The sequence below is a fragment of the Micromonospora endolithica genome, assembly GCF_003626595.1.
GTDB classification, from domain to species: Bacteria; Actinomycetota; Actinomycetes; order Mycobacteriales; family Micromonosporaceae; genus Micromonospora; species Micromonospora endolithica.
Genome location: NZ_RBAK01000007.1, coordinates 362576 through 384181 on the forward strand (window position 1 = coordinate 362576; position 21606 = coordinate 384181).

Below are 21606 nucleotides of genomic sequence, written 5' to 3' on the forward strand. Positions count from 1 at the left end.
GTGCCCGCTTCCATCGGTACACCGCCCCTCTTCGGCCTCGCCCCAGGCCCGATTGCCTGGCGCGGTCACCAAACAGGGCAGGGGCGTTCTGCGGTCGGACGATCTGTGCGAACCAGAGTTCATGCAGCCAGCGGTTCAGCGCCGCCGCCTGCGGCCCGATTCCCGGTGGAGTTCAACCGGAGGACGTGGTTACTCGCCGATGCTGATGTGGTGCTCGAAGGAGCAGATGTCGCCCTGGGACCGCTCCACGTTCCGCTTCAACGTCTGCACCGCTGGACCGCTCGGCGTCCTCGGCGAGGCACGCACGTTGTAGCCTGACGCGTCTCGCGCGAGAAGGTGGAGTCGGACCGGTGCTCAGGATGGTGCTGTCCAGGTCGGTCACGGTGGTGGCCGTCTGCATGGTGGTCGCGTGCGGTTCTCCGACGGCCCGCCCAGCGGATCGGCCGGCAGCCGAAACGATGGGGGCGACGGGTTCGGCCACCGCAACAGCTTCCCCCGCGGTTCCGGCGACCGGCGGGCCCGGTTACTCCGCGACGCTGTCCGCACGCCTGGTCACCACGGACTCGTTGCCGCCCGGATTCGCCGTGGAGATCGCGACGGTCATGCCGACGGATGCCGGGGAGCAACCCTCCGGCGTCGACGGGTCCTGCTCGGACAGCATGCTCCCGTTGCTGTCGGCAACGCGGCTGACCGGGACGCCGTCGGCGATGGCCGCGGCCACCGTCAGCCATGACGCCGGTCCGGCCGGCCTCTGGGTGGCGAACGAAGTGCTCCGGACCTACGCCGACGACGGGGCGCGGCGAGCGATGACCGATCTGCGGGCCTTCATCGACCGATGCCCCACCGCCACGTCGTCCCGCTCCGGCCACCGCTACCGCTACGCGACGGCACCGGGGCCGCGGCTGGGCGATGACAGTGTCCACGTCAGCTGCGGCGTAGCGTCCAGTTCGGGCACGTCGAGGTGCGACAGCATTCTCGTCCGGATCGGCACTGCCCTGGTGGTCGTCCAGGAGCAGTTCAACGAACCTGGCGGCGAAAGCTCCCTCACCCAGCTCGCCGAAGCCGCCCTCCACAGGTATCAGACGACCGGGCCCTGACCGCTCCCTCGGGTGCGGTTGCGGGGAAGAGAGTGGCTACCGACGCGGAGATGGCCGCACTGTCCCGGAAACTGCGCGGGCGGGTCACGCCGGTTCAGGACGGTCGTCCGCCGAACTGCCAGCGGTGGACCTCGATGTCGGCGTACCGGTGCGGGGTCAGGATCGCGCGGGCGGTGTCCGGGTCCGGCGCCGGGATCAACGCCGCCGTACCCAGCCAGGTGGTGCCGTCGTCGGAGAGCAGCGGCCCGTACGCGATCAGCTCGTCCCGGTCGAGCGGGACGGCGAGGTCGGCGGCCTGCCCCGCGCCCAGGCCGAGCACCAGGTAGCGGTTGCCGCCGGTCCGGCCGCCGGGAAAATCCCACATGGTACGCCCGAGCGTGTTCTGCCACCGCCTGAGCAGCACGTCCCGGTAGACGCCGGCCTGGTAGTTGGGCTCGTCGAAGGCGAACGCGCGGGCGGCGGCGGAGTCCGGCAGGTCGAGGATGTGCAGGCTACCGGTGGGTGTGTTGCCGTCACCGGTCATGGTCGGGCCGCGGGCGATCATCTCGGTCGGGTAGCGGTCCATGTAGGCCCAGTGCTCGGTCAGCAGGTCATCGCGCAGCGCCCGGGAATCGGCACGATCGCGGTGGTAGCAGAGGAACTCCATGCTCACCGCGTCCCTTCGGGACCGCGCCGGTTCTTCCCGCTGATGCCGGTGCTCGATCCGCGGCGGTAGACGGAGACGTGCGAACGTGAGTCGGCGGTGAACTCGCCGCCGCGCCAATCGGCGTGCCGGGACTCCAACTCGAACCCCGCCAGCTGGGCCATGAGGTCGAGTTCGGCCGGCCAGATGTAGCGGTGCGGAGTACGGAACAGCTCGGCCTGCGTGCTCCCGTCGAAGTGGAAGTGGTGCGACACGACCCGCTGATGCAGGGTGTCGTAGGTGTCCAGGGCGATGTAGCCCGGCTCGCACAGCCAGACGGTGGCCTGCTGGCCGGGCGGGAGCTTGCGTAGCTCGGGCACCCACAGCTCGATCACGAACCGGCCGCCGGGCCGGAGGTGACGCGCGGCGTTGCGGAAGCAGGCAACCTGCTCGGCCTGCGTGAGCAGGTTGGCGACGGTGTTGTAGACCAGGTAGACGAGGGTGAAGTCACCGGGTGCGGAGGCGTTGGCCATGTCGCCGACGACCACCGGCAGCGTGTCGGCGTCGACCTTCGTGCGCAATTGCTCGACCATCGCGGGGGACAGCTCGATGCCGGTCACGGGGACTCCCCGCTCGGCGAGTGGCACCGCCACCCGCCCGGTGCCGATGGCGAATTCCAGCGCCGGGCCGTCGCCGGCCAGGTCGGCCAGTCGGTCGACGGTCGGGCCCAGCACATCGGGCGCGAACATGCCGGCGCCCGGTGTGTCGTAGCGTCGCGCCGCGTCCCGGTCCCACACCCTGGCCTGTTCCACTCCGCCAACGATCGTCATGGATCAGCCGCACGTCCACCGACTTTCCGAAAGCCCCGCCGGCGGGGCCTCAGGGTCCGGACCAGGGCACTAACGTGGACTCCCGTGACGTCTGCGGTGGTGCGGGTGCGTACGGCGACCCTCGACGATCTCGAACCGGTCATCGACGTGCACACGCGGGCGCGACTGGCCTACTACGGGGCGGGTGGGCTCGCGCCGGAGGCGGTCCGCGACCCGGCGCAGGTACGAGAGCAGCGGACCGGTTGGACCGAGGCGATCCGGTCGCCCGTGAAGCGGGTGGTGTGCGCCGACGTCGACGGCGAAATCGTCGGCGTCGGAGCGATGGGGCCGCCGCACTCGCCGGACGAGGATCCGGGTTCGGTGGGTCAGCTCTACCAGATCCACGTCGCCCCGGGCCGGTGGGGCAACGGGGTCGGCAGCACCCTGCACGCCGCATTCGTCGCCTACCTCGCCGAGGCGTCACTGCGTACCGGACTGTTGGAGGTCTGGGAGCGCAACGCCCGCGCCCGGTCGTTCTACGCCCGGCACGGGTGGAAGCCGGACGGGCGGTCGCGGCCCGGCCCCCTCGACGCGCCGTACGTCCAGATGCGGTTGCGCGTCCTCGGATAGCGGGTCGGTAACCAGCCGGCCTGGAGCGTGATCCGGACAGAGGCGGGAACCAACGGGCAGGCCCAGGCCCCTTAGTTGGGTATGGGCTTGCTTCGCAGGGCGGAACCCGCCGGCTACGAGGACTTCGTCGCCAGCCGGTACCGGGAGATCGTTCGCTTCGGGGCGTTGCTGAGCGGTGACGGCCGGTTGGGTGAGGACCTCGCCCAGGAGGGGCTGATCGCGGCCTACCGGTCGTGGCACCGGTTGGGCGTGCCGGACGGGCGGCCGGAGGCGTACGTCCGGCGGGTGATGGTCCGCACCGCGATGCGGGCGAGGCGCCGGCGCTGGCGCGGCGAGGTGCCGACCGGGGAGCTGCCGGATGCGTCCCGCGTGGGCTTCGCCGATCAGTCGGATCTCAGCGTGCAGGTGCTCGCCAGTCTGCGTCGGCTCCCCGCTGACCAGCGGGTGGTGCTCGTGTTGCGGTTCTGGGCGGACGCCTCGGAGGCCGAGGTGGCGCAGACCCTCGGTATCGCGGTGGGGACGGTCAAGAGCCGTACGTCCCGTGCCCTGGCGACGTTGCGGGCCAGCGGTCTATTCGTCGAATCCTCCAAGGAGACCTCGTGAATTCTCACCATGTCAGCGAACTCCTCGCACGTGCCGCCGCCTCCGTGACGCCGACGGAGAACGACCCCGCGGCCCGGCTGGTCAGCCTCGGGCGGCGCAGCAGGCGGCGCCGCCGCGCCTGGGGTACCGCCGGATCGGTCGCGGTGGCGGCGGCGATCGCGACCGTGGCGGCCCTTCCCCTGGGGCCGGAGGCCCCCGACCGGTCCGAGGTCGCCGAAGCGCCCGAAAAGACGGTGAACCTGGGTGGCCTGTCGGTCGCGGTCCCGGAGGGCTGGCGGACGAGCGAGGTCACGACCTTCGACCCCTGCACCGCGGAGCCCCGCACCGTCTACCTCGCCAGCCGGCGGGATCCCGGGGACAGGTTCAGCCGCGGCGTGCCCACGAAGTGCACGTCGGAGGGCCAGCTGTGGCTGGCCCTCGTGCGGGCCGGAGTTCCCCGATACGTCACTCCAGAGCGACTGGTGGTCAAGGACGGGCAGCCGCTCCAGGCTACGCAGGAACTGGAGGGCTGGTGGACCTATCGTGCCTTCAACGAGGAGGAGATGGCGACCGCCGTCCTCATCCCGGGCAACGAGAGGGACCGCGAGCAGCTGCTCCAGCGGGTCACCTGGCCCGCCGGCCCGTCGGCGCCACCCTCGGGCGGCCTGATGTTGCCCGACCGCATCACCAGTGCCGTCAGCGAGAACGCCGGCCCCATGGTCACCGCGATGGACGCCGGCACGCTGGCCCGGATCCGGACGGCCCTCACCGAGCTGCGCGACCCGGTGCCCGCCGGCGAGGAATGCACTCCGCAGGGACCTGGTCGGGTGGGAATCGCCCTCGACGGGGTCAGCGTGGTGCTGGGCGACGCGCAGTGCCCACAGGCGATCTCGACCGCAGGCGGTCGCGTCCGGGTCCCGGCCGGGCTGGGCAGGGAGTTGCTCGACCTCATCGTGGCGAGCGACCGCGCCGCGGCTGAGCGTTCCCACAAGGATTGACCGAGGTCTCGATCCCCGCTCCGTCGCACGAACAGGCGCGGGGCCCGGTCAGCCGCGCAGGGCGTCCTCGACGCCCGTCTCGGGGCGGCCGAGGTGGACCGGGTCCCGCCCCCACAGCACGTCCCACGCGGCCTTCACGCTGGCGCCGTACTCCCGGCTGGAGCTGATCCGCCAGGTCTGTTCGTACCGCCGGGCCGTCTCGTCGCCGACCCCGTTGACGTCCAGGCCGAGCCGCCGGCAGACGGTGACGGCGCGCGGCAGGTGGAAGGTCTGAGTGATCACCGTCGCGCGGTCCACGCCGAAGATCCGCTTGGCGCGGGCGCACGAGTCGTACGTGTCGAAGCCGGCGTGGTCCCGCACCACCTTGTCGGATGGCACACCCCGGTCGACCAGCCAGCGACGCATCGCGCCCGGCTCGTCGTAGTCCGCTTCCATGTTGTCGCCGGACACCAGGATGGCGCGGACCTTGCCGGCGGTGAAAAGCCGGTACGCGATCTCCAGCCGGCCGACAAGGAACGGCGAGGGGGTGCCGTCCGGGTACACCCGGGTGCCCAGTACGAGCGCGACCGGCGCCTCGGGTACCGCCTCCTCGGTGAAGATGTGCCCCTCGGCGCCGCCGCGGGCCCAGGCCACGCTCGCCATGGTGCCGGCGGTGAGCAGCGCCGCGCCGGTTACCGCCGCGACCACCGCGCGCCGCCACCACCGCACCCGAGAGCCTGACGGTGTACGCCGGACGGCCGTCCGGGAGAGTCGTCCCCACATGCCGGCAAGTATGCCCGGCTGCCCCGAATGGAAGACCGTCGTCGCTGCACCCGGACAAACGCTGACCGCGAGCGGAGCCGCCCCCGCCGCGCGGTTCGCGTAGCGAGGGCGGCCCCGGCTGTGGGACGACCGGAGAAGCGGTCAGGATTCAGCGGGACACGAGCTGATCATCTCGTGTATTCGGCCGACGCCTGCACTTTGCACGGGGCGGAAGCGGTGGCGGCGCAAGAGACGTCGCCGAAACCGGTGAGCAGGGTGTCCATCACCATGGTGTAGATGGGCCGCCGGGCGCCGGCGGGAAGGGTGAAGCCGACACCGTCGATGGTGAGATTGACGGCGACCGGGACTTCGAGGTAGACGACGGCTTTGGTCGGGCCGATGCGGTAGCGGGTGGCCCCGTTGTACTGCTCCTCGACGATGCTGCCCGTGGCCGTGCTCTGCACGGAGAGCACGAGGCCGGTGAGCCCGTCACCGGTCAGCGCCGATTGGACGGGACGGATGCTCCTCCAGGTGACCCGGTTGTTCTGGTAGCACCAGCTGCCCTTGAGCTGCATGTAGGCCAGCGGTCGACTGAGCAGGGACCTGTCGGCGAACTGGCGGATGTGGGACGGCATCGGGACCCCGCGGAAGAGATCGCCGATCGACAACTTGAGGTACTCACTCGTGGTGGTGAAGTTCTTGCACCGCTCACCCGAGAGGACAGTCACCGTCACGGTGTAGCCGTTGCCCGAGTTGTCCTGGTATTGGCTGTCCCCGAAGTAGAAGAACAGCGTGCCGTCCATGGGCGCCGTGGCGGTGACCGGGGCGCCGTGGGTGAACTCACTCGCACCGATTCGGGAATTCAATCCCTCGCCCGGCATTCGGTTGGACGGCCGGCCCGGATAGAAGTAGCAAAGACCGGTGGCGCTGGTCACCTGTACCCGGTCCCCGGCCCTGAGGTTGATACCGGTGTTGGTGAGGTTGCCGTAACAGTCGACGTGCCCGGTCCACGTCCGGGTCGCGGCGGCGGCAGGGCGGCTCGCCGCGGGCGTCACCACCACCACCAGCGCGGACAGCAGCGACAGTATCGCCAGCGCAGCGAAATTCTTGCTCCATTGGATGGACATCTACGCTTTCCCTTCGAGATTGATGAATGCGGAGGAATGCAGGAAAGTCCGGTCCGATCCCGCCCAGGGCTGAGTAACGTAAAAGGTATTGCGCCTACTCGCCGGCGTGAGTGGCTGCAGAGAGATTTCATCAGATCGATCTCTCCTGTGGGTAATACCAAGGTGGTGCGGTGCCCATACCAACTGGTGCGGCGCCCATACCAGCGGCGTCCAGCGCGATGCGCACCCTCGGGTGGCGGGTGGCGGAACAACCGCTCCGCGCGCCGTTGGCGGCGGGCTGTCCGGTACGCCGGTCGCCGTTCGTCATGCTGGTGGACAGCCCGAGAGGAGCACACGATGAAGTACCTGATGTTCGTCTGCAGCGACACCGAGCCGGACACCGACCGGTCCGACTGGCCCGACGTCGAGGCCTGGGTGGCCGAGAACGACACCCGGGGTCGACGCCTGGCCGGCGACATCCTGGCCGACACGTCGGCGGCGACCACCGTCCGGGTCCGCAACGGCGAACTGCTGGTGTCGGACGGCCCGTTCACCGAGACCAAGGAGGTGATCGTGGGGTTCGACCTGCTGGAGTGCGCGGACCTGGACGAGGCGATCGAGGTCGCGCGTACCCACCCGATGGCCCGGGAGGGCCGGATCGAGCTGCGGCCCTTCCTCAACCCGGATGCCTGACCGGCGCGCGGCGGCGACGGCCACGGAGGCCGTCGCCACCGCCGCCGCCGGGTCGTACGCCCGGATCGTCGCCACCCTGATCCGGGTCACCGGCGACTGGACGCTGGCCGAGGACTGCGCCCAGGAGGCGTTGACGCTGGCGTGGCAGCGGTGGCCCGCCGAGGGCGTACCGGCCAACCCGGGCGGCTGGCTGATGACGGTGGCCCGCAACCGCGCCCTGGACGTGCTCCGGCGCGCGGCGGTGGAGCAGCGCAAGCTGCGTGAGCTGGCCGTGCTCGCCCTGACCGGCGCGGGCGACGACGGGCCACCGACGGAGGGGGACATCGTGGACGACCGGCTGCGGCTCGTCTTCACCTGCTGCCACCCGGCGCTGGCGCTGGAGGCGCGCGTCGCGCTGACCCTGCGTACCGTCTGTGGGGTGCCCACCGCGGACATCGCCCGCGCGCTGCTGGTCAGCGAGTCGACGATGACCCGTCGGTTGACCCGGGCGAAGACCCGGATCGCGACCGCCGGCATCCCCTACCGGGTGCCCACCGGGCCGGCGCTGACCGAACGGCTGCCCGGCGTCCTCGCCGTGTTGTACCTGCTGTTCACCCGGGGCTACGACGCCGACGGCGAGCCGGCCTTCGCCGACGAGGCGATCCGGCTGGCGCGGCTGCTCGACCGGCTGCTGCCGGGGCGCTCGGAGATCGCCGGCCTGCTGGCCCTGTTCCTGCTCCAGCACTCCCGCCGCGACGCCCGGCGGGACGCCGACGGCCGGCTGCTGACGCTGGACCGGCAGGACCGCTCCCGTTGGGACCGGGCGGCCGTCGCCGAAGGGCTGGCCGCGCTGGCCCGGGCCACCGGCGACGGGCCGTACGCCCTCCAGGCCCGGATCGCCGCGTGCCACGCCACGGCCGTGTCGGTCGCGGCCACCGACTGGGTCGCCGTCGCCCGGGGGTTCGACCGGTTGGCCGAGGTCCAGCCGTCACCGGTGGTCGCGCTGAACCGGGCGGTGGCGCACGGCTACGCGTACGGGCCGGCGGTGGGGCTGCACCTGCTCGGGGTCGCCCGCGGTGGCGGGGCGCTGGACGGGTACCCGCTGGCGGTCGCCGTCGAGGCGGACCTGGTGGCCCGCCAGGGTGACCGCCGAAGGGCCGCCGCCCTGTTCCGGCAGGCCGCCGAGGCCCACACCGGGGCGGAACGCCGGGCGCTGCTCGACCGCGCCGACGACCTCGCGCCCCCGCCTCCGCCGGACGCGGTTCCCGGGGAAGAGTGGTCATCCGCGCTCGGATAGCCAACTCTTTCCCGGGAACTGCTGCGTGCGGCAGCGGATGGGCTACGGCTTGCGGTAGACGGAGATGTGGGAGGGGCTGTCCGGACCGAACGGGGTCCGGTGCCAGTCGGCGTGCCGCTCGGCGAGCCGGAGCCCGGCCCGCTCCGCCAGCTCGTCGACCTGCTCCGGCCACAGGTACCGCATCGCGAAGGGACGCAGGTGGACGCCGGCGGAGTCGAACGTGATGGTCTGCCGGACGAACGTCTGCGCCGCGCGGTCGTACTGGTGCAGGCGGAGGGTGGCCGAATCCTCGGTCACCTCCCGCATCTGGACCTGTTCGTTCCGGTCGAAGTCGGCCGGGTCCGGCACGAACGTCTCGATGACGAACGCGCCGCCGGGTGCGAGCACCCGGGCGACGTTGCGGAAGCAGTCCGCCTGCCGCTCCGCGTCGACCAGGTTGAACAGGGTGTTGAACACCAGGTACGCCAGCCGGTAGGGGCCGGTCACCGGCACGTCGGCCATGTCGCCGAGAGCGACCGGGATGCCGTCGCCGCCGGGCTTGGCGCGCATCTTCGCCACCATCTCCGGTGACGCCTCGACACCCTCGACGGTGACGCCCCGCTGGGCCAGCGGCAGCGCGACGCGGCCGGTGCCGATCGCGAGTTCCAGGACCGGGCCGCCGTCGGCCAGGTCGACGAGGAAGTCGACCGCCGGGGCCGGATCGGGGTTGCCGGGACCGTCGTAGCCGGCGGCCCACAGCCGGCCGAAGAGACCGGGATCGTCGAAGACCGACATCACCGGCCTCCCCGGGTGGTGCGGTCAGCGGCGCGCTCCGGCGCCGGGATCGCGGAGGTGCACGTACTCACGAAGCCTCGATTCCGTGGGTTGGGGGTTTCCTACCTGGACGGACCTCGACGCGTGCGACATCGTCGTCTCCCTTCGCTCGGCGTGCCTCCCACCCAACCCGGACCGGACCGCGGCGGCAACCGCATTTGCGTCAGCTGATGTAGTGCAGGATCACGTTGTGCACGTGGTGGCTCTTCTGGTCGCCCCGGAACTCCACCTCGTAGGTGTGCGTGCCGACGTGGATCGCGATCGCGCCGGTGGAGAAGAACGAGCCGCCCCACGACTTGTTGCTGACCACACTCACGCTGGTGATCTTCGAGTACGGGATGCTGGTGATCGCGTACCGCTTGCCGACGAACGAGCGGTCCTGGATGATCACGCGCCGGTCGGTCAGGCCGATGAAGCCGGTGCCGGTTCCGACGGCGTCGTAGACGGCGATGATCCGCTCACCGTCGAGCAGGCCGCTCTGGATCTGCTGGAACTGTTCCTTGCGGTCGTACGTCGCGTTGGCCATGTTCCCCAGGGTAGGTACGCCCCGCCAACAGCAAGATCAACCGTGCGCGTCGGTCGCGGCCCGGACGAACGCGCGGACCCGGGCGGTGGTGTTGTCCTCCCGCCAGACCAGGCCACGTTCGATCGGGCGGGCGTCGTGGATGGGCACGTACGCCACGTCGGGGCGCGGGTAGTACCGGCGGGTGTGCTCGCCCACCGGCAGCACCCCGCGGCCCATCGCGACCAGCGTCAGCATCTCGGAGAACGTGTTGCCGGCCGGCCCCCGGGTCACCGCCCGGCCGGCGGGGGTCCGCTCCGGCGTCCGGTCCCGCTTGAACCCGGCCGAGGTCACCGCCGGGTACTGCACCACCGGATGGTCGCCGAGCACCTCCAGGGAGACCGACGCCTCCCCGGCCAGCGGGCTCCCGGCGGCCACCGCGAGCACGCGGGCCTCGGTCAGCAGCGCCGGGCCGCACGCCATCCCGTCGAAGGGGTACGCGGCCAGGAGCAGGTCGATCGACCCGTCCACCAGGCTGGGCCGGGAGTCGTAGAGCTGCACCTCGCGTACCTCGACGGCGCACTCCGGGTGCCGCTCGGTGAACAGGGCCACGGCGCGCAGCAGCACCGGGGCGGTCCACTCACCCAGGAAGGCCACCCGCAGGTGACCGGTGACCCCTCGGCCGGCGTCCACCGCCCGGCGTACCGCCTCCTGGATGCCGGTGACCAGCGGCGCCAGGTCGTCGGCGAGCTGCCGGCCCAACGGGGTCAGCCGCACGACCCGGCTGGTGCGGGCGAACAGCGGGGCACCGACCCGACGCTCCAGCCGCCGGATCACGTGGCTGACCCGTCCGGTGGTCACGCCCAGGCGGGCGGCCGTCCGGCCGAAGTGCAGTTCCTCGGCGAGGGTCAGGAACGCCTCGATCTCGTACCGCTCCAGCACCGCCACTCCATCGTTGCCCTGGGGACAACGATCGTACGCCGATCGGGTCTTGGTCGGGCGTACCGGAACGGGGATCGTCAGCGGGGCGGACATCCCCGACGAAGGGCGACCTCATGACCACCGAAACCCTGCGTGTGACCGGCTTCGACCACCTCGTGCTCAACGTCTCCGACGTGGAACGCGCCCTCGACTTCTACTGCGGTCCGCTCGGCCTCACTCCGGTGCGGGTCGACGAGTGGCGGGCCGGCCAGGTGCCGTTCCCCTCCGTACGCGTCGACCCGGACACCATCGTCGACCTGGTGCGCCGGGACCGGGGCGAGGCCAACGTCGACCACTTCTGCCTGGTGGTGGCACCACTGGACTGGGCGGCGGTGATCGACTCGGGAACGTTCACCGTCGTCGAGGGCCCGGTCGGCCGGTTCGGCGCCCGGGGCGAAGCCACCTCGGTCTACGTCCGCGACCCGGACGGCAACGTGGTGGAACTGCGCTGGTACCCGCAGGACGCGTCCGGCTGACGGGCCAGCCGACTCACCACGGGTGTGCCGGCGCCCCCGACATCGCGTCGTGCGGCTCAGCCCTGCGGCGCCCCGTACGCCTCGGTGGCCGCCGGCTCCGCCGTGCGGCGCTCGCCCGGCTCGACCCGGTCGCGGTGACCGCCGCCGGCCCCGCTGGCCCCGCCCGCCCGGTCCGTCCGTGCCGCCACCAGGGCACAACCGGCCGCGAGCAGCCACGTCAGCCCGGGCGCCCAGGCCAGCGGGCTCACCTCGACACCGATGGACGTCAGCGACGAGAGGACCGCGACGCTGTAGAGGTGGAACGCCGCCGAGCCGACCAGCAGCAGCGCCACGGCCACCGCGTACGCCTGGCCGCGCCCGGCGGCCAACGCGACGACGGCGGCGAGGACCACCACCGCGACCAGCCCCACCGCGACGGCGAAGAGTTCGTATCGCTGCTCCCACGCCGGTTCCCAGTAGTCCTCGATCCGGCTGTGCAGGGAGATCGCCATGAGCACGGCCACCGCGGTGGCGAGCAGCCCGAGGAACACCGCGCCGATCCGCCCCTGACGCGAGCGCACCGCGACGCCGGGGGCCAGCAGAATCGCGAGGAAGACGGGCAGTTGCAGGGCCTCCACGAAGAGCTGGGCCACCGGGTGCGGCTGGTCGCGCAGCTCACCAGCGAGGTAGCCGAGGTCGAGCCCGATGAGCGCGTCGCCGTTGGCCCGGGTCACCCAGGGTGCGGCAGTGGCAGCGAGCGCCGTGAAGACCATGAGCATGAGGCAGATGCGGGCGGCGCGACGCAGCGCGGTCGGTGGCATGGCGAGCAGCTTAGTGAGGAAAGCACGCGCTGGAGTGCCGTCATCCGCGGGCCCGCGACCGGGACGTCGGGCAGCCGTGCGACCGGACACGCCGTCGGGCGACCACGGCAACCGGCGGGAACTCAGGACTCGGTGACCGCCCGGTAGGCGTCCTCGATCCGGGCGGCCAGCAGGACCTCGCCGTCGGAGAGGGGAGCGTCGACGTGGCCGACCCGGATGCGGGTCTGGTCGGGTAGCCGGTTGATCTCCGGCCGCAGGTGCAGCGCGTCGGCGACCACCTTGACCCGCTCGGTCAGGGCCGCGTGCTGCGCGTCGTCGATCACGAGAGTGCGACTGATCCGCTCTCCCTCGCGGACCCAGCCGCTGAGTAGAGTGAGAGCGTCGCTGAGATAGTCGCCCTTGGCGCGGCCGGTGAAGAGCACGCGCATGACCGCACCTCCCAGGCGTCGTTGCCGGCTCGTGGCCAAATCGTCGCCGTCCCGTGTCTTGTCGGTGTCTCAAGTCTGTCCTCGCACGGTTGGTGTGTCCACGCCCACACTTCCGTGTTCTCCTGACCTGATGGTCGGCCACGGTACCCAAACCGCCGATTGATCTGGCACGCTGGACGCCCGTGCGGACCGAACGGGCTAACAGTGGCGGGCAGGCCGAGCGACGGGACCTGAAGGTCGTCGTCGGAGCGGCGATCATCCGGGACGGGCAGGTCCTCGCCTGCGCCCGAGCCGCCCCGCCCGAGGTGGCGGGCATGTGGGAGTTCCCGGGCGGCAAGGTCGAGCCGGGGGAGAGCGAGACGGCCGCGCTGGTCCGGGAGTGCGCCGAGGAACTCGCCGTACGCGTGGAGGTCGGCGACCGGGTCGGCCGCAACGTACGGATGGCGCACGGCCGTTCCGTGCTGAAGGTGTACGCCGCCCGCCTGCTGCACGACGACCAGCCGCAGGCACTGGAGCACTCGGCGCTGCGCTGGCTCTCCGCCGGCGAACTCGACTCGGTCACCTGGCTGCCCGCCGACATTCCGATCGTCGCCGCCCTGCGCCCCCTGCTGGCCCCCGAGGACGCGGCGCGTTGATCGTGCACGAACAGGGAAGTAGTGGCCTCGAACCGCCGGGATGACCACTACTTCATGGTTCGAGCGTGATCTTGCGGCTCGCGCGGCGGCTCGCGCGGCGGCCCGCGGCGGCTCGGCGTGGGGAGGAACGGGAACGGGGGCCGCGGCGTGTGCCGTGGCCCCCGTCGTGGTGCGGTGCCCGTCAGTGCTTGTCCTGGTCCGGGTGGGCGAAGTTGAGGTGCTCCGGAGGCAGCGGGAAGGTCACGTCGTCGCCGAACGGCGAGGGTGCCGCCGCGCGGTCGAAGGTGAGTTCGGTCAGCGGCAGCTTGCCGCGGTCGTCGACCGCCGGGGCGGTCGGGTGCGGCACCTCGCGGTGCCAGTTGACACCCTTCTGGGCCTGCAACTCGGCCTGCGGGTCGTGCGAACCGCCGGCGTGCGAGTGCTGGCCACCGGCCCCGCCGCTGGAGTGCACGGCACCGCTGGAATGCCCGCTGGTCACGCTGGTCTGAGGCACCTGACCCCTCCGGAAGATCTTGCTACCAAGCCACACGAGGGGATCATACTTGCGGTCGACGACCCGTTCCTTCATGGGGATGATCCCGTTGTCGGTGATCTTGATGTGTTCCGGGCAGACCTCGGTGCAGCACTTGGTGATGTTGCAGAACCCGAGGCCCTGCTCGGCCTGCGCGTACTCCTTGCGGTCGTTGCGCGCGTCCAGCGGGTGCATGTCCAGTTCGGCGGCCCGGATGAAGTAGCGCGGCCCGGAGAACGCCGTCTTGTTCTCCTCGTGGTCGCGCACCACGTGGCAGACGTTCTGGCAGAGGAAGCACTCGATGCACTTGCGGAACTCCTGCGAGCGCTCCACGTCGATCTGCTGCATCCGGTAGTCACCCGGCGCGACGCCCGGCGGCGGCGCGAAGGCCGGCGTCTCCCGGGCCTTCTCGTAGTTGAACGACACGTCGGTGACCAGGTCCCGGATGATCGGGAAGGTCCGCAGCGGCGTCACCGTGATCGTCTCGTCCTCGGTGAACGTCGACATCCGGGTCATGCAGCTCAGCTTCGGCTTGCCGTTGATCTCCATCGAGCAGGAGCCGCACTTGCCCGCCTTGCAGTTCCACCGGCAGGCCAGGTCCGGCGCGTCGGTGGCCTGGAGGCGGTGGATCACGTCGAGGACGACCTCGCCCTCGTTCACCTCGACCGTGTAGTCCTGCAGGTCGCCGCCGTTCTCGTCGCCCCGCCAGATGCGGAACTGGCGCTTGGTGGCCGGCTTGCCGGCCGCCTGCGGATCGTTGGCACCCATTCGTCAGCGCTCCTTCTCGGCGGCGGCGTCGGCGTTCTCGTCGGCGGCGACGAGGGCGTCGAACTCGGTCAGCTCCTCGTCGGTGAGGTACTTGGCCAGCTCCGCACGGTCGAACAGGCCGACCAGCTCGGGGCGCATCTTCGGCAGCGGCTTGCGCTCCAGGCGTACGGTGTCGCCCTCCAGCGCGCAGACCAGGTTGACCCGGCGCCACGCCGGTTCCATGGCCGGGTAGTCCTCCCGGGTGTGCCCGCCGCGGGACTCCTGCCGCTCCAGGGCCGCCTTCGCGGTGCACTCCGAGACGACCAGCATGTTGCGCAGGTCGAGCGCCAGGTGCCAGCCCGGGTTGTAGCGCCGGCCGCCGGCCGCGCTGACCTTGGCCACCCGCTCGCGCAGCTCGGTGAGCCGGCCCAACGCGTCCTCAAGCTCACCCTGCCGGCGGATGATTCCTACTAGATCTCCCATCACGGCCTGGAGATCCTGCTGAAGGGTGTACGGGTTCTCCCCGGTGTCCCGTTGCAACGGCGCCAGGGCCGTCTCCACCGCGGCTTCGACCGCGGCCACCGGCACCTTCGGGCGCCCGCTCAGGCCGTCGGCGTACGACGCGGCGTGGCCGCCCGCCCGCTTGCCGAAGACCAGCAAATCGGACAGCGAGTTGCCGCCGAGGCGGTTGGAGCCGTGCATGCCGCCGGAGACCTCACCGGCGGCGAACAGCCCGCGGACGTGACCGAAGGCGGCGCCCGAGTCCGGGTCGACCTCCACGCCACCCATCACGTAGTGGCAGGTCGGGCCGACCTCCATCGGCTCGGCGGTGATGTCGACGTCGGCCAGTTCCTTGAACTGGTGGTACATCGAGGGCAGCCGGCGGCGGATCTCCTCGGCCGGCTTGCGGCTGGCGATGTCCAGGTAGACGCCACCGGCGGGGGTGCCCCGGCCGGCCTTGACCTCGCTGTTGATCGCCCGGGCCACCTCGTCGCGGGGCAGCAGCTCCGGCGGACGCCGGTTGTTGTCCGGATCGGTGTACCAGCGGTCCGCCTCCTCCTCGGTCTCCGCGTACTGCTTGCGGAAGACGTCCGGGACGTAGTCGAACATGAACCGCTTGCCCTCGGAGTTCTTGAGGACGCCACCGTCGCCGCGCACCGACTCGGTGACCAGGATGCCCTTCACCGAGGGGGGCCAGACCATGCCGGTCGGGTGGAACTGGAGGAACTCCATGTTGATCAGCGTCGCGCCCGCGCGCAGCGCCAGGGCGTGCCCGTCGCCGGTGTACTCCCAGGAGTTCGAGGTGACCTTGTAGGACCGGCCGACCCCACCGGTGGCCAGCACCACGGCCGGCGCCTCGAAGAGGATGAACTCGCCGGACTCCCGGTAGTAGCCGAACGCGCCGGCGATCCGGTCGCCGTCGAGCAGCAGCTCGGTGATCGTCGTCTCGGCGAAGACCTTGATCCGGGCGTCGTACGAGCCCAGTTCGGCCTTGTCCTCCTGCTGGAGGGAGACGATCTTCTGCTGGAGGGTGCGGATCAGCTCCAGACCGGTCCGGTCGCCGACGTGCGCCAGGCGCGGGTACTCGTGGCCGCCGAAGTTGCGCTGCGAGATCTTGCCGTCCTTCGTACGGTCGAACAGCGCCCCGTACGTCTCCAGCTCCCAGATCCGCTGCGGCGACTCCTTGGCGTGCAGCTCGGCCATCCGGAAGTTGTTCAGGAACTTGCCGCCGCGCATGGTGTCGCGGAAGTGCACCTGCCAGTTGTCCCGGCTGTTGACGTTGCCCATCGCGGCGGCGGCGCCGCCCTCGGCCATCACCGTGTGCGCCTTGCCGAACAGCGACTTCGAGATGATGGCGGTCTTCTTGCCCGCCAGCCGGGCCTCGATCGCCGCCCGCAGGCCGGCGCCGCCGGCCCCGATCACGACGACGTCGTAGTGGTGGCGTTCGATGCGGGTGGTGGTGCTGGGGTCAGGTCGCGAAGTAGTGGTCATGTCAGGGGCCTTCTAGTTGATGAAGCGCAGGTCGTCGAACCAGCCGGCCGAGAGGGCCATGACGTAGAAGTCGGTGAGGATCACCGTGAACAGCGACGTCATGGCGAACGTGCCGTGCCGGACGTTCAGCTTCGACACGAAGGTCCACAGGCGGTAGCGCACCGGGTTCTTGGAGAAGTGCTTGAGCCGCCCGCCCATCACGTGCCGGCAGGCGTGGCAGGAGGCCGTGTAACCGGCGAGCGCCACGATGTTGACCAGGATGATCAACGTGCCCAGGCCGACGCCGAAGTTGCCGTCCGGGCCCCGGAACGCCAGCACGGCGTCGTAGATGTTGACCAGCAGGATCAGCGCCGCGAGGTAGAAGAAGTAGCGGTGCCAGTTCATCACGAACAGCGGGAACCGGGTCTCCCCGCTGTACGACTTGTGCGGCTCGTTCACCGCGCACGCGGGCGGGGACGCCCACAGCGACCGGTAGCCGGCCTTGCGGTAGTAGTAGCAGGTCACCCGGAAGCCGGCCACGATCGGGAACGCGATGATGCCCAGCGGGATGAAGAACGGGAAGTCGCCGAGCGGCGTGCCGAAGTGCGCCGACCCGGGCACACACTCGGTGGAGATGCAGGGCGAGTAGAGCGGCGTCAGGTAGTGGTAGTCCTCGACGTAGTACCACTTCGCCATGAAGATGCGGATCGTCGAGTAGACGATGAAGAAGAGCAGGATCGCGGCGATGATCAGGGGCTGTAGCCACCAGCGATCGGTTCGCAACGTCCTCGCCGCGATGGCGGCGCGCGGTCGCGCTCCCCCCGGCCTGGTGGTCGGCGTCGTGGCCGACGGTGCTGTCATTCGAGTCGTCTCCCTGACGGGGCCCTCACGGGCGGCGGATCAAGTTCCGGTAGGCAACCGGCCCGGCGTAACCGCACCCGCTTGCCAACGTCATGCGCGCACCAACGGCCGCGCCGGCGATAACGGCGCAGCTAAGTGACACACGTTACGCCGATCTCCGCGAGCCGTCCGCGCAAGGCAGTGTCCCGTGTGTCCGGGCCGGGCAAAAGCCCTCCGACGTGGATCGATGTCCGGATGTTAAGAAGGTCACCGGGCATCGACGAACCTGGTACGCAGCGTTGCCGCCGGCCGGTCAGCCGGAGGCGCCGCCGGTGAAGTTCCACGACGCGAGCCGCAGCGGCGGGGCCTCCCACCAGACCCCGTCGACCCGGTCCGGCAGCCGGACCGCGTGCCGCCCCACCCCGAGCACCGCCCCCGGGCCGAGGACCCGGGGGTAGGACTCGGTGAAGCGCAGGTCGCGGACCGACCTGGTCACCACCCCGTCCTCGACCAGCCAGACCCCGTTGCGGGTCAGCCCGGTGATCACCAGCGTCTTCGGGTCGAGCACCCGGGTGTACCAGAGGTCGCTGACCAGCAGGCCGCGTCGCACCCCGGCGAGCAGGGCCGCGGTGTCCACGTCGGCGACCGCGCCGGAGAGATCACCCGCCGTGGCCGGTGCGCCGGCCGCACCCGGGGTGTCCACCGAGGCGCGGGCGTCGGCCCCGGGCTCGGCGGCCAGGCACAGGTTGTGCGGGATCGGCCCCCAGGTGGTCGCTCCCGGCGCCGCGTGGCCGGTGGAGGTCGCGCCGACCTCCGTGGCGGTCCGCCGGTCGTGCACCACGCCCCGGGTGGTCCCCGCCTGGACCAGGGTCACCGCGGCGCGCGGGGTGCCCTCGGCGTCGAAGGGCAGCCCGGAGCCGCGGAGCGGATCGTCCACCAGCGTCACCGCCGGGTCGAACTGGGCCACGCCCGGTTCCGCGAAGGACTGCCGCTCGGCGTACCGCTTGCCGTTGAAGCCGTAGAAGGCCAGGTTCTCCAGCACGTCGGCCACCGCGGCGGGTTCCAACACCACCTCGTACCGGCCGGGCGGCAACTCGACCGGGTCCGCCGCCGCGCGGGCCTTCGCGGCGGCCCGCGCGCCGAGGGCTGCGCCGTCCAGGTCGCCGATCCGGTCGGCGCACCGGCGGGCCACTCCGTCCGAGCCGCCGGTACGGGCGATCCCGTCCATCGCCGCCTCGGCGGTACGCCCGGACGCGGAGTGACCGGTCGAGTTGGCGAAGGCCGCCGACCGGTGCGCGGTGCGGCAGTAGCCGGCAGTGGTCAGCCCACCGGCCGCGGCCACGAAGGCGCGTACCCGTTCGGCGCGGTCGTCCGGGTCCGCGTACGCCGTGGCCTCGTCGAAGGCCGGGGCGGACGGGGTCGGCGCGGACGGGGCCAGCCCCGGCCACGCCGGGTCCGGCGGACCGAGCCGTGCGGCGGCGAGGGTGCGGTCGACCAGCGCCCGGAGCCCGTCCTGGGTGATCAGGCTGCCCCCGCCGGCGGCGGTGCGGCCGTCGACGTGCAACCGCAGCCGGACCGAGACGCCGGACTCGCCGACGTTCTGGTGGATGAACGAGTTGGCGAAGCGGGTCAGCGCGAGATCGCTGCGCACCACCGTCGCCTCGGCCTGCGCGCCGGGGCCGCCGAGCCGGCGGACCAGCTCGACCACCTGCCCGGCCAGGTCCAGCTCGGTCATGCGGAGCCCCCTTTCGTTCGCGACTGCGGGGCTCGCAGAACCGGCTCACTCCTCGCGCTCACGCCCGAACCCCCACCCGCACGTTGCGGAACCGGGCCGGCGCCGCCGGGTGGCCGGTGTGCCCGACCTGGCCCGGCTGGCCCTTGCCGCAGTTCGGTGTGCCCCAGGCGACCGTCTCGGCGGAGAGCATGTCCATCGAGCGCCAGAAGTGCGGACCGATGCCGGTGTAGGTGGGGTTGCGCAGCAGCCGTCCCCGCCGCCCTTTCTTGATCTCCCACCCGACCTCGCAGCCGAACTGGAAGTTGAGCCGCTTGTCGTCGATGGACCAGGACCGGTTGAGGTCCATCAGCACCCCGTCGTCGGTGGCCGCGATGATCTCCTCCAGGGTGTGCGGGCCCGGTTCCAGGCCGACGTTGGTCATCCGCACCATCGGCAGTCGGGCCCACCCGTCCGCCCGGACGCTGCCGGCGTAGTCGAGACCGGCCACGGAGGCGGAGTCCCGGCCGGCGAGGACACCCACCCAGCGGCCCTCCCGCACCGCGTCCCGCTTCACCGCCGGCGAGCCCTCGTCGTCGAAGCCGAAGCTGCCCAGCGCGCCCGGCAGGGTCGGGTCGATGGTGATGGTCATCAGGTCGGAGCCGTAGCGCAGCGAACCGAGCTGGGCCAGGTCCAGCCAGGACGTGCCGGCGAAGGCTGCCTCCCAGCCGAGGATCCGGTCCAGCTCGATGGCGTGGCCGACCGACTCGTGGATCTGGAGCGCGAGCTGCTCCCCGCCGAGGATCAGGTCCGTCTCGCCGGCCGGGCAGAGCGGCGCGGTCAGCAGCGCGCGGGACTCGTCGGCGATCTCGGCGGCGTGCGCGGCCAGGTCGAGCGACTCCACCAGCTCCCAGCCGGTGGTGCCGTACTGCCCCCGGTAGCTCGGGTAGGACCGACGCTGCGTCTCACCGTCGCCGATCGAGGTGGCCGAGATGCCGCCGCCGCACTCCCGGATGCGCTGGTCGATCCGGTGGCCCTCGCTGGAGACGAACCACTTGGCGGTGTCCCAGATCTGGTAGAGCCCCTCGGCGTGGTCGGCGCCGTGGTCGACGATCGTCTTCGTGGCCTCCACCAGCAGGTCACCCTTGGTGGACAGGGCCACGCCGAGCGGGTCCACGGTGCACGGCGAGGCCCAACTGGCCACCGCGGCCGGACCGGGGACCAGCTCGATCGGCGGGCCGGGGACGCGCGCGCTCGCGGCGGCGGTCCGCGCGGCGCGCCGGCCGGCGTCGCGGGCCGCGGCGTCGGACAGGTCGGGTACGGCGTGGAAGCCCCAACTCGACCCGACCAGCGCCCGGACGCCCAGCCCGACGCTCTCGTCCTGGGCCAGCTCCTCGATGTCGCCGTTGCGCGCGGACATCGACTCGTAGCGGCGGTGCATCACCCGGGCGTCGGCGTATCGGGCGCCGGCGTCGAGGGCGGCCTGGACGGCGGCGGAGGCCGCGTCGAACTCGCTCATGCCGGCACTCCGTTTCGCTGCGTGCCGCCAAGAGGCACCTTCGCGCGGTGCCGATGATCCGCTCGCTGCCGCTCGCTCATGCGCCGACCCTAGGCGAGCGGCCCGACATCCGTCAGGAGAGCAGTTCCCCCGGCTCCTGTTCGGGCTGCCCCTGACATCGTCGCACCCGGCGTCCGTCCGGAACGGCGGGTGGCAGAGAGCGAGGGGTTTCCGGGGGGTTGCCCAGCCGTTACGCTGTGGCCCGCCGACAGCCCGGCCTCTGTAGGTTATTTTCACCCTCCGCATTCTGTTGTAGGTTCCCTACATCACCCGGAGGGAGGTGGTCATGGACATGTCGGAGCCGACGCCCGCCACGGCGGCGGATCGCCCCGGCGTCCCGGAGCCGCGCGCCGGTGACGGCCCCTACCTGCGGGTGGAGGACCTGCGGGTGCGTTTCGACACCGAGGACGGGACGGTCCGTGCGGTGGACGGGGTGTCGTTCAGCGTCGATCGGGGGCGGACTCTGGGCATCGTCGGCGAGTCCGGCTCCGGTAAGAGCGTGACCTCGTTGGCGATCCTCGGTCTGCACGACCCGAAGCGGGCTGTCGTCACCGGTGGGATCACCGTCGGCGGCCGCCAGTTGGTCGGTCTTGCGGATGAGGAGGTACGTCGGCTGCGTGGCCGGGACATGGCGATGATCTTCCAGGATCCGCTGTCCGCGTTGCATCCTTACTACACGGTGGGTCGGCAGATCGCTGAGGCGTATCGGGTGCACCATCCGGGGGCTGGTCGGCGGGAGGCGCGGCAGCGTGCGGTGGACATGTTGGGTCGGGTGGGTATTCCGCAGCCGGCTCGTCGGTTCGCTCAGTATCCGCATGAGTTCTCCGGTGGGATGCGGCAACGGGTCATGATCGCGATGGCTCTGGTCAATGATCCGGATTTGTTGATCGCCGATGAGCCGACCACGGCGTTGGACGTGACGGTGCAGGCGCAGATCCTCGACCTGTTGGCTGATCTCCAGGCGGAGTTCGCCTCGGCGATCGTGCTGATCACTCATGATCTCGGGGTGGTGTCGCAGGTGGCTGACGAGGTGTTGGTGATGTATGGGGGGCGGGCGGTGGAGTCCGGCGGTGTGCAGC

General features: G+C 71.3%; 23 protein-coding genes. 9 read left to right on the forward strand and 14 right to left on the reverse strand.

Translation table 11 applies throughout. From position 1 onward, the window contains the following. Positions 1-350 precede the first annotated feature (350 nt). Entirely contained in the window at positions 351-1097 is a 747-nt protein-coding gene (locus D7223_RS19820; RefSeq protein ID WP_120729884.1) for a hypothetical protein, read from the forward strand. 94 nt (positions 1098-1191) lie between these two features. Here the strand turns inward: D7223_RS19820 and D7223_RS19825 are convergent, their stop codons facing one another. Both D7223_RS19825 and D7223_RS19830 read right to left on the reverse strand, forming a co-directional pair. Next, complete coding sequence (locus tag D7223_RS19825) at positions 1192-1743, reverse strand: YciI family protein (RefSeq protein WP_120729885.1); 552 nt, start codon at positions 1741-1743, stop codon at positions 1192-1194. Between the two features lie 2 nt (positions 1744-1745). Next, positions 1746-2531 (reverse strand): class I SAM-dependent DNA methyltransferase, encoded by a 786-nt coding sequence (locus tag D7223_RS19830; RefSeq protein WP_120729886.1) that lies wholly within the window; start codon positions 2529-2531, stop codon positions 1746-1748. Between the two features lie 102 nt (positions 2532-2633). On the opposite strand from D7223_RS19830, the gene D7223_RS19835 reads away from it, so the two are divergent. From D7223_RS19835 to D7223_RS19845, 3 genes are all read left to right on the forward strand, one after another. Beyond that, positions 2634-3158, forward strand: a complete 525-nt coding sequence (locus D7223_RS19835) for a GNAT family N-acetyltransferase (protein WP_202864678.1) — start codon at positions 2634-2636, stop codon at positions 3156-3158. 87 nt (positions 3159-3245) lie between these two features. Then, positions 3246-3761 (forward strand): SigE family RNA polymerase sigma factor, encoded by a 516-nt coding sequence (locus tag D7223_RS19840; RefSeq protein ID WP_238162122.1) that lies wholly within the window; start codon positions 3246-3248, stop codon positions 3759-3761. Beyond that, positions 3758-4738, forward strand: coding sequence for a hypothetical protein (locus tag D7223_RS19845; RefSeq protein WP_147252682.1), 981 nt, complete (start codon positions 3758-3760; stop codon positions 4736-4738). The genes D7223_RS19840 and D7223_RS19845 overlap by 4 nt, the downstream gene beginning before the upstream one ends. Positions 4739-4786: 48 nt before the next feature. On the opposite strand, the gene D7223_RS19850 is transcribed toward D7223_RS19845, so the two are convergent. Further along, on the reverse strand, positions 4787-5425 hold the full coding sequence (locus D7223_RS19850) for a SanA/YdcF family protein (RefSeq protein ID WP_337589453.1): 639 nt from the start codon (positions 5423-5425) through the stop codon (positions 4787-4789). 242 nt (positions 5426-5667) lie between these two features. Beyond that, positions 5668-6606 (reverse strand): hypothetical protein, encoded by a 939-nt coding sequence (locus D7223_RS19855; protein WP_120729890.1) that lies wholly within the window; start codon positions 6604-6606, stop codon positions 5668-5670. Positions 6607-6942: 336 nt separating this feature from the next. Between D7223_RS19855 and D7223_RS19860 the strand changes: the two genes are divergently transcribed. Together D7223_RS19860 and D7223_RS19865 are read left to right on the forward strand one after the other, a co-directional pair. After that, on the forward strand, positions 6943-7278 hold the full coding sequence (locus D7223_RS19860) for a YciI family protein (protein ID WP_120729891.1): 336 nt from the start codon (positions 6943-6945) through the stop codon (positions 7276-7278). Next, positions 7271-8554 (forward strand): RNA polymerase sigma factor, encoded by a 1284-nt coding sequence (locus tag D7223_RS19865; protein WP_120729892.1) that lies wholly within the window; start codon positions 7271-7273, stop codon positions 8552-8554. Before D7223_RS19860 ends, D7223_RS19865 begins: the two co-directional genes overlap by 8 nt. Before the next feature lie 42 nt (positions 8555-8596). Here the strand turns inward: D7223_RS19865 and D7223_RS19870 are convergent, their stop codons facing one another. The 3 genes from D7223_RS19870 to D7223_RS19880 all read right to left on the reverse strand — a co-directional run bounded on the left by D7223_RS19870 (position 8597) and on the right by D7223_RS19880 (position 10811). Then, positions 8597-9328: a class I SAM-dependent methyltransferase gene (locus D7223_RS19870; protein ID WP_120729893.1), complete on the reverse strand. Its 732-nt coding sequence runs from the start codon at positions 9326-9328 to the stop codon at positions 8597-8599. A gap of 202 nt (positions 9329-9530) precedes the next feature. After that, complete coding sequence (locus D7223_RS19875; protein ID WP_120729894.1) at positions 9531-9893, reverse strand: PH domain-containing protein; 363 nt, start codon at positions 9891-9893, stop codon at positions 9531-9533. Positions 9894-9929: 36 nt separating this feature from the next. Then, a complete protein-coding gene (locus D7223_RS19880; protein WP_120729936.1) occupies positions 9930-10811 on the reverse strand; it encodes a LysR family transcriptional regulator in 882 nt (293 codons plus the stop codon). A 113-nt stretch (positions 10812-10924) separates the two neighbouring features. Between D7223_RS19880 and D7223_RS19885 the strand changes: the two genes are divergently transcribed. After that, a complete protein-coding gene (locus tag D7223_RS19885; RefSeq protein WP_120729895.1) occupies positions 10925-11326 on the forward strand; it encodes a VOC family protein in 402 nt (133 codons plus the stop codon). A 56-nt stretch (positions 11327-11382) separates the two neighbouring features. Here the strand turns inward: D7223_RS19885 and D7223_RS19890 are convergent, their stop codons facing one another. Continuing rightward, complete coding sequence (locus D7223_RS19890) at positions 11383-12126, reverse strand: hypothetical protein (RefSeq protein WP_120729896.1); 744 nt, start codon at positions 12124-12126, stop codon at positions 11383-11385. Positions 12127-12248: 122 nt separating this feature from the next. Next, entirely contained in the window at positions 12249-12554 is a 306-nt protein-coding gene (locus D7223_RS19895; RefSeq protein WP_120729897.1) for a pterin dehydratase, read from the reverse strand. Between the two features lie 182 nt (positions 12555-12736). Between D7223_RS19895 and D7223_RS19900 the strand changes: the two genes are divergently transcribed. Then, complete coding sequence (locus D7223_RS19900; protein ID WP_120729898.1) at positions 12737-13189, forward strand: (deoxy)nucleoside triphosphate pyrophosphohydrolase; 453 nt, start codon at positions 12737-12739, stop codon at positions 13187-13189. Between the two features lie 181 nt (positions 13190-13370). Here D7223_RS19900 and D7223_RS19905 read toward each other — a convergent pair whose 3' ends face one another. From D7223_RS19905 to D7223_RS19925, 5 genes are all read right to left on the reverse strand, one after another. After that, the gene (locus D7223_RS19905) at positions 13371-14468 is read right to left on the reverse strand and encodes a succinate dehydrogenase/fumarate reductase iron-sulfur subunit (protein ID WP_120729899.1); all 1098 of its coding nucleotides are present in this window, start codon (positions 14466-14468) and stop codon (positions 13371-13373) included. A 3-nt stretch (positions 14469-14471) separates the two neighbouring features. Further along, positions 14472-16439 carry a fumarate reductase/succinate dehydrogenase flavoprotein subunit gene (locus tag D7223_RS19910; RefSeq protein WP_120729900.1) on the reverse strand — a complete coding sequence of 656 codons (1968 nt, stop codon included), beginning with the start codon at positions 16437-16439 and terminating at the stop codon, positions 14472-14474. Positions 16440-16451: 12 nt separating this feature from the next. Then, the gene (locus tag D7223_RS19915) at positions 16452-17279 is read right to left on the reverse strand and encodes a hypothetical protein (protein WP_120729901.1); all 828 of its coding nucleotides are present in this window, start codon (positions 17277-17279) and stop codon (positions 16452-16454) included. 292 nt (positions 17280-17571) lie between these two features. Continuing rightward, a complete protein-coding gene (locus D7223_RS19920; RefSeq protein WP_120729902.1) occupies positions 17572-18993 on the reverse strand; it encodes a TldD/PmbA family protein in 1422 nt (473 codons plus the stop codon). A gap of 58 nt (positions 18994-19051) precedes the next feature. After that, positions 19052-20488 carry a TldD/PmbA family protein gene (locus tag D7223_RS19925; protein WP_120729903.1) on the reverse strand — a complete coding sequence of 479 codons (1437 nt, stop codon included), beginning with the start codon at positions 20486-20488 and terminating at the stop codon, positions 19052-19054. A gap of 325 nt (positions 20489-20813) precedes the next feature. Between D7223_RS19925 and D7223_RS19930 the strand changes: the two genes are divergently transcribed. After that, positions 20814-21606 (forward strand): ABC transporter ATP-binding protein (locus tag D7223_RS19930; protein ID WP_147442472.1); only part of this gene is annotated, 793 nt, incomplete at its 3' end.

Excerpts from the sequence above, each read along its gene's own strand:
- D7223_RS19865 (WP_120729892.1), top strand. The coding sequence starts at position 7,271 with ATGCCTGACCGGCGCGCGGCGGCGACGGCCACGGAGGCCGTCGCCACC.
- D7223_RS19855 (WP_120729890.1), bottom strand. The coding sequence starts at position 6,606 with ATGTCCATCCAATGGAGCAAGAATTTCGCTGCGCTGGCGATACTGTCG.
- D7223_RS19895 (WP_120729897.1), bottom strand. The coding sequence starts at position 12,554 with ATGCGCGTGCTCTTCACCGGCCGCGCCAAGGGCGACTATCTCAGCGAC.
- D7223_RS19890 (WP_120729896.1), bottom strand. The coding sequence starts at position 12,126 with ATGCCACCGACCGCGCTGCGTCGCGCCGCCCGCATCTGCCTCATGCTC.
- D7223_RS19920 (WP_120729902.1), bottom strand. The coding sequence starts at position 18,993 with ATGACCGAGCTGGACCTGGCCGGGCAGGTGGTCGAGCTGGTCCGCCGG.
- D7223_RS19905 (WP_120729899.1), bottom strand. The coding sequence starts at position 14,468 with ATGGGTGCCAACGATCCGCAGGCGGCCGGCAAGCCGGCCACCAAGCGC.
- D7223_RS19860 (WP_120729891.1), top strand. The coding sequence starts at position 6,943 with ATGAAGTACCTGATGTTCGTCTGCAGCGACACCGAGCCGGACACCGAC.
- D7223_RS19870 (WP_120729893.1), bottom strand. The coding sequence starts at position 9,328 with ATGTCGGTCTTCGACGATCCCGGTCTCTTCGGCCGGCTGTGGGCCGCC.
- D7223_RS19925 (WP_120729903.1), bottom strand. The coding sequence starts at position 20,488 with ATGAGCGAGTTCGACGCGGCCTCCGCCGCCGTCCAGGCCGCCCTCGAC.
- D7223_RS19910 (WP_120729900.1), bottom strand. The coding sequence starts at position 16,439 with ATGACCACTACTTCGCGACCTGACCCCAGCACCACCACCCGCATCGAA.
- D7223_RS19875 (WP_120729894.1), bottom strand. The coding sequence starts at position 9,893 with ATGGCCAACGCGACGTACGACCGCAAGGAACAGTTCCAGCAGATCCAG.
- D7223_RS19915 (WP_120729901.1), bottom strand. The coding sequence starts at position 17,279 with ATGACAGCACCGTCGGCCACGACGCCGACCACCAGGCCGGGGGGAGCG.
- D7223_RS19825 (WP_120729885.1), bottom strand. The coding sequence starts at position 1,743 with ATGGAGTTCCTCTGCTACCACCGCGATCGTGCCGATTCCCGGGCGCTG.
- D7223_RS19885 (WP_120729895.1), top strand. The coding sequence starts at position 10,925 with ATGACCACCGAAACCCTGCGTGTGACCGGCTTCGACCACCTCGTGCTC.